A 5,599-nucleotide genomic window follows, 5' to 3' on the forward strand; every position below is an offset into this window, starting at 1 on the left:
TCTGGCGTATCAGAGACCGTTGAGAATACCAGACCGCCCCCGGACCCGGCCACCACCAGCGTGGCAACCGTCGGCCCCATGGGTACGCCGATCTTGTCGTGGGCGAGGAGCCAGGCCACGACCGCGCCGCAATCGAACTGCGGGTGGACGTCCGTGCCGGCCACCGGGGCGGGGAAGTCAGGGTGCCGACGGCGCCAGCACGCCACCGCGGCCCGGCCCACCCTTGCGATCCGCGCCACCCCCGCCAACAACACCAGGTCACCGCCCGGGACGGCCGGTTCGAAGGCAGCGAGCGGGGAGCGGCTCCCCGGCCGGGCGGTGCGTACGGCCCGCCAGTCCGCGTGAGGGCGGACCACCTCCAAAAGCGCGATCTCCTGGGCGTCGTAGAGGGGGATGGTGGTCACCCCGCCTTGGTGCGCTTGTAGTCGATGTCCACGGAATCGACCGGGGACAACCACCCAAGCCGGCCGGTGATCTGGTCGAAGTCCGCACGGCGGACGCCGAGGCGTACCGCGGCCTGGGCCGGGCCGACCGGCACGTGCGCGTCCAGGAAGGCGGGCAGGTCCCGGCGGCGGGCGAGCGCTGCCACCTGGTCCGGATGCACGTCGGGGAACTGGGGGTCCCAGCCGAGGTAGACCAGGAGACCGGCCCTCACCAAGTGACCGACCGCAGCCGCGGTCACCCTCGGCCGGAGAATCGGCAACGGCTCCCCGAGGGCCTCCGTCAGCCGGTCCGTCGCCACCCCGGCACCGCTCGGGCCCCGCAGCGCCGCGCGGACCTGCTCAGGGTCGGCGGCCTCCACCACCGCCCGCGACCACAACCCGAGCCCGGCGTCCGCCTGCGGGACCAGGCCCGAACCGACAGCCCACCGCCAGGCCACCAACGGCACCCGCAGCCGGGCCGCGACCTGCCCCTCGCCGTACTGCTCCCGTACCGAACGCGCCATGAATCGCACTCCGATCACACATCGGCGGCCCGACCGTCAGGCCGCGCCGGAAACGTGCCGAAAGATCCCGTTCAATGTCAATAGCCCTCATTTCGGGGCGGGTTGGGGGTGCACCGCACAAACCGCCTACGGGTACGCGAGGGCCGGATTCACTCCTGCGGGGGACACGCAACGGGGGCCTGCACCCATCGATGCCGGCCGCGAGGGACCTGTTCGTCAGCGCGGGACGGGCGGTCAGCCGACGGCCGCGGCCGGGCCCTGGCCGAAGGGCGGGACGTCGCTGGTGGTCACGTCCAGGCGGATCCGCTGGAACCTCAGCGGGTGCCGGAAAACGCCCAGGTCAACCGCCCGGTCTGCGCTGACCTCCGCCACCACGTCCGGACGGACGAGCACCACGTCCAGAACGTCACGGCTCCCCCACGTGGAGGTGAACCGCACCCCCTCGAAGGGGTGGCCGGGGTCGGCCGCGGCGAGGTGCTCGCCGACCTGCCGGGAGACATCCGGGCGCAGCGGTACTGTCCGGCCCACCGCGCGCAGCCGGCCGTTCTGGTCGTGGCGGCCGAGGACGAGGAGCTGGGGGCGGGTCAGGGTGCCGGTGATGGCGCCGATGATGGCCTCCGTGGCGTCACGTCTTCTGATCTTGGTCCACCCGCGGTAGCCGGGCAGATATTTGCTGGTCAGGGGCTTGATGACCAGGCCTTCGACCCCGGTCACGTCGGTCCAGGTTTCCAGCCACTCCCGGGCCTTAGCCGGGTCCGTCGTCTGCGGGACGAGCGTCCACGGTGCGGTCAGGGCGTAGTCGGTGAACAACTTCTCCAGTTCAGTCCTGCGGTCCCTGTACGGCCATCGCAGGAGCTCCTCGCCGCCGAGCTGCAAGAGGTCGAACGCGACGAAGTAGGCCGGCCACCGGGCGGCCAGAGCCGGGGCGCTGCGGGCGCGGGCGGCGGCCCGGCGCTGCAACGCCTCAAACGACAGCCGGCCCTCCTCGGCGTCCCAGACGACCAGCTCGCCATCGAGGACCAGGCCTGGCGGCAACTGCTCGACGGCGGCGGCCATCAGGTCTGGCCACCGGTCCTGGACCAGCGCCCCGCGACGGGTCTGCACCACCACCGTGCCACCCGGGCCGGTCTGGGTGAACAGCAGCGCCCGGTGCCTGTCCAGCTTCTGCTCGTACGCCACCCCCGCCCGCAGCGCGACCGGGCCCGGCACCGACTCCGCGGCGTGCGCCAGCATCGGATCCACCGGCGGCCTGAGCACCATCCCCGGAGCCTCCCTTCCGCTCACTCCTTCGCCTTCCAGGGTCGGCCAGATCGGGCCGATGCCGCCCTCGCATCATCCGTCCGAGGGGCGCCACGGCGCCGTCGGAGGCCGTCTCAGGCCCGGCTGCGGCACGGTGACAAGCCATGCACCGCCGGTCCCTTCTCCGCCTCGCCGCCCTGTTTGTGCCACCAGCCCTGTAACGGAGCGCGCTATGTGACCTGGGTGGACAACTCTGATGCTCAGAATCGACCCCCGCAGCCGACCAAGGAACCGACCGATACTCAGGCTCGGTGCAGTGCCCTGCGTCGGGCACTCCACGCGCTGGAGCAGCGGTCCCAGGGAAATCGGGTCGACGGAGCGTTGCGTAGCGGCGAGTATGCGACGCGACCGCTCAAGCTCCCGGAGACGCACGTGGGTAACCGACAAGCAGACATCGACTTCACCTTCCAGCGCCCAACCACCGTGCGCGGCTTGTTGGAGTTGCTGACCCCCGCCGGCTGGTCTGCTGAGGAACGCCCCGGCTACATCTCGTACATGATCAACGATGCAGACGACATGCACGAGTGGTACGACAGCACCCCCGACTGCCTGAACGCCGTGCTCGCGGAGCTGGACTCCGCGGCGAATCTGCCCTTCACCGTGGCGCTGAACATTTACCACCCGCAGGGCGGGACTGGCGGCATGCTCATGTTCTCCGCGCAGCGCAGGGAAGTCTCCTTCCTTCCCACCATCGACCGCCGGAGTGTCCCGGACGCGCCACAGTTCACCGACCTCGCCTGGTACCTGGCGGCACTTGTCCCTCCCCTGCTCTGGGCCGGCCTCGAAGGGTACGAGGCCCGCGAGGACCCCAACTAGGCCGTTTCCTGAGGATCATCTGATCGTTGGTTGATGTGTGTCGTTGACTGATGCCCAGTGGGCACGCATCGAGCCGTTATTGCCGGACCGGGCGCCTCGGCGGGGTGGGCGGTGGCGTGATCACCGCCAGGTGATCGACGCGATCGCGTTCAAGTACCGCACCGGGACGCCGTGGATGGACCTGCCCGAGCACTTCGGGTCCTGGAAGGGCGTTCACAACCGCCTGCGGGTCTGGGCGGCGGACGGCACGTGGGCGAAGGTGTTCACCGCTCTGCTCGCCCAGGCTGACGCCGAGGGCGACCTGGAGTGGGTCGTCGCGGTCGATTCCACGATCGTGCGGGCACATCAGCACGCTGCCGGAGCCCGTCAAAAGGGGCCCCGGCCGGCGAGCCCGCCGACCATGCCCTCAGACGGTCCCGCGGCGGACTGACCACCAAAATCCATCTGGCAGCCGACGGCCGCTGCCGGCCGCTTGCGTTCGTCATCACGCCTGGGCAGGCCGGCGACGCACCCGCATTCGAGCAGGTCATGGCCCGGATCAGGGTGCCCCGCCCTGCCGGCAGGCCGCGGACCACACCCACTGCCGTCCTCGCGGACAAGGCGTATTCGTCGCGGGCGATCCGAGGCCATCTGCGCAAGCGCGGGATCCGGGCAGTCATCCCACAGCCCGCGGACCAGGCCGCGAACCGCCAGCGCCTGGGCAGTCGCGGCGGCAGGCCGCCGGCCTTCGACCGCGAGGCATACAAGCGACGGAACACCGTCGAGCGGTGCATCAACAAACTCAAACAGTGGCGCGGCCTGGCCACCCGCTACGACAAGACCGCCACCATCTACCTCGCCGGACTCCACCTCGCCGCCATCTTCATCTGGTCAGCACGGTGATCCACAGGAAACGGCCTAGCCGAGCTGTTTGAGCAGTACGTCGGTCGGCAACTCCGCCTTCTTCCAGACGCCAAGGTCTATCCGGAGATCGTCTACGGCAAGAACGGGGAGAAGAAGAGCATCAACTGGATCGTGGTCCTTCCCGGCCTCGTGCTGCTCGTGGAGGCCAAGGCCTTCCGGCCCACCGTCGGCCTCCGGCTCGGGCCGCAGCAGACGTTCGATGAGGAGCTCAACACGAAGCTGGGCAAGGCCATCGGGAAACAGATCCCCGTCACCGCGGATCTCATCCGGCAGCAGGACCCGAAGTTCGCGCACCTGCCCCATGATCGGCCGATGTTCGGGATCGTGGTGACCATGGAGCCGTACCACCTGGTCAACACTCCGGCGTTCCGCAGCGTACTGCCAGACACGGACGTGCCCACGGTGGTCGCCTCGTGCAGCGAACTGGAGGACGCGGTCGTCGCGACCGACCCGGGCCTGGAGGCCGCGATCCTGGCTCACGTCGAGGAGCCGCCGCCCGAAGGGTGGTCCCTGAGGTCCATGGCGGGAAGCCGGACGGTGATCAACCCGATCCTGGATCAGGCCTGGGAGGCCCTCCCATGGGGTGCGCCGTCCCCATCGTGAAGCTGACGGGACACGTACGCCTACTGGCTCTGGCCGGCAAGAGCGTCGAAGGTGGCCCGCCAGGCATGCATGAGGGCCTCGGCTGAATCCAGCTCTCCCGGGCTTCGAAACACCTGCTCAAGGTTCTCAATGATCGCCTCGTTCAGCTGGTCGGCGAGCTGCTCGACCCACGGTTCCATACACATGCTGAGGGTGTAGGCCGCGTCGACCTTGTTCACGCTCCGCACGGCCGACAGCACCACCTCGCCGACACCCAGCTCGTCGATGACGGCGCGGATCGCCTTCTGGCCCGGGGTATCCGGGAGCAGCAGGCCGTGCATCAGGTAGATGCTGCCGCAGAAGCCGAGGATGCGGGCGATCTCACGCGCGCGAGCCAGGGCCTCGGGATTGACGCTCGCGGCTTGCGCGACGGCATCGCGTTCCCGCGGGCCCTGAAGTAGATGGTCGAGGATCCCGTCACGCTCAGCGTGCTCGAAGGCCGCAGCCAGGGTGTCTTGGTCGAGCTGAGGGAGCAGTCCGGAGTTGGTCAACGCGGCCGCGAGGCACTTCGCGCTCACCTCTCCCGGTGGCAGCCCGAGGGCTGCGATCAGGTGCACGAGACCCCGCGCCAGACCACGCGGTGGGGGTTGGATGTCCTGGTCGTCGGCAAGGAGCGCTTCGCGCATCCGACCCGGATGCCCGAAGGGGCCCGGTGACCGTGCGAGCAGCTTCTCGGCGTCGGTGTAGAGGTCGTCGGCATCGCTGTCGTCGCGGGCCCGGCGGGCCTGGCCGATGAGGCGTTGGACCGGACTGCGGCGCAGGGCCCACACAAGCGCGTCGCGGACCGCTTCGAAGGGCGGCTCCGGAATCGGCTGGCGCGAGTGCGGGGATGGGGTGCCGGCGCGCATGTACCAGGTCAGGACAGTCACCCGCAGGTCCCGGGGCGGGCGGGCCGTGGGGGGCCCGGGCGCGGGGCAGGGCCCCCGGTGCGGGGGGCGCACCCACCCGGGCCCCCCCCCCCCCGCCCCCCCCCCGCCCGCGGGGGGGCGGCGC

General features: G+C 70.4%; 6 protein-coding genes and 1 pseudogene. 3 read left to right on the forward strand and 4 right to left on the reverse strand.

Annotated features, from left to right (window positions below; all coding sequences use genetic code 11):
* From ACFXA3_RS33755 to ACFXA3_RS33765, 3 genes and pseudogenes are all read right to left on the reverse strand, one after another.
* Positions 1-404 (reverse strand): annotated as a pseudogene (locus ACFXA3_RS33755) (hypothetical protein); the annotation flags it as partial.
* Positions 401-946 (reverse strand): hypothetical protein, encoded by a 546-nt coding sequence (locus tag ACFXA3_RS33760; protein ID WP_385193187.1) that lies wholly within the window; start codon positions 944-946, stop codon positions 401-403. The pseudogene ACFXA3_RS33755 and the gene ACFXA3_RS33760, both read right to left, overlap by 4 nt.
* A 234-nt stretch (positions 947-1,180) precedes the next feature.
* Entirely contained in the window at positions 1,181-2,206 is a 1,026-nt protein-coding gene (locus tag ACFXA3_RS33765) for an ATP-dependent DNA ligase (protein WP_385193189.1), read from the reverse strand.
* Positions 2,207-2,617: 411 nt separating this feature from the next.
* Here ACFXA3_RS33765 and ACFXA3_RS33770 point away from each other — a divergent pair, with 411 nt between their 5' ends.
* The 3 genes from ACFXA3_RS33770 to ACFXA3_RS33780 all read left to right on the forward strand — a co-directional run bounded on the left by ACFXA3_RS33770 (position 2,618) and on the right by ACFXA3_RS33780 (position 4,567).
* Positions 2,618-3,061: a hypothetical protein gene (locus ACFXA3_RS33770; RefSeq protein WP_385193191.1), complete on the forward strand. Its 444-nt coding sequence runs from the start codon at positions 2,618-2,620 to the stop codon at positions 3,059-3,061.
* Between the two features lie 37 nt (positions 3,062-3,098).
* Positions 3,099-3,943, forward strand: a protein-coding gene (locus ACFXA3_RS33775; RefSeq protein ID WP_385193194.1) for an IS5 family transposase whose coding sequence is annotated in 2 segments (ribosomal slippage) — positions 3,099-3,429 and positions 3,429-3,943 — 846 coding nt in all. Because the reading frame shifts where the segments join, the coding sequence is not laid out codon by codon here.
* Positions 3,944-4,075: 132 nt separating this feature from the next.
* Positions 4,076-4,567 carry a hypothetical protein gene (locus ACFXA3_RS33780; RefSeq protein WP_385193196.1) on the forward strand — a complete coding sequence of 164 codons (492 nt, stop codon included), beginning with the start codon at positions 4,076-4,078 and terminating at the stop codon, positions 4,565-4,567.
* Between the two features lie 20 nt (positions 4,568-4,587).
* On the opposite strand, the gene ACFXA3_RS33785 is transcribed toward ACFXA3_RS33780, so the two are convergent.
* Positions 4,588-5,475 (reverse strand): hypothetical protein, encoded by an 888-nt coding sequence (locus ACFXA3_RS33785; RefSeq protein WP_385193198.1) that lies wholly within the window; start codon positions 5,473-5,475, stop codon positions 4,588-4,590.
* Between the last annotated feature and the right edge of the window lie 124 nt (positions 5,476-5,599).

It is taken from the genome of Streptomyces sp. NPDC059456, from assembly GCF_042750055.1.
GTDB lineage: Bacteria > Actinomycetota > Actinomycetes > Streptomycetales > Streptomycetaceae > Streptomyces.

Excerpts from the sequence above, each read along its gene's own strand:
- ACFXA3_RS33760 (WP_385193187.1), bottom strand. The coding sequence starts at position 946 with ATGGCGCGTTCGGTACGGGAGCAGTACGGCGAGGGGCAGGTCGCGGCC.
- ACFXA3_RS33765 (WP_385193189.1), bottom strand. The coding sequence starts at position 2,206 with ATGGTGCTCAGGCCGCCGGTGGATCCGATGCTGGCGCACGCCGCGGAG.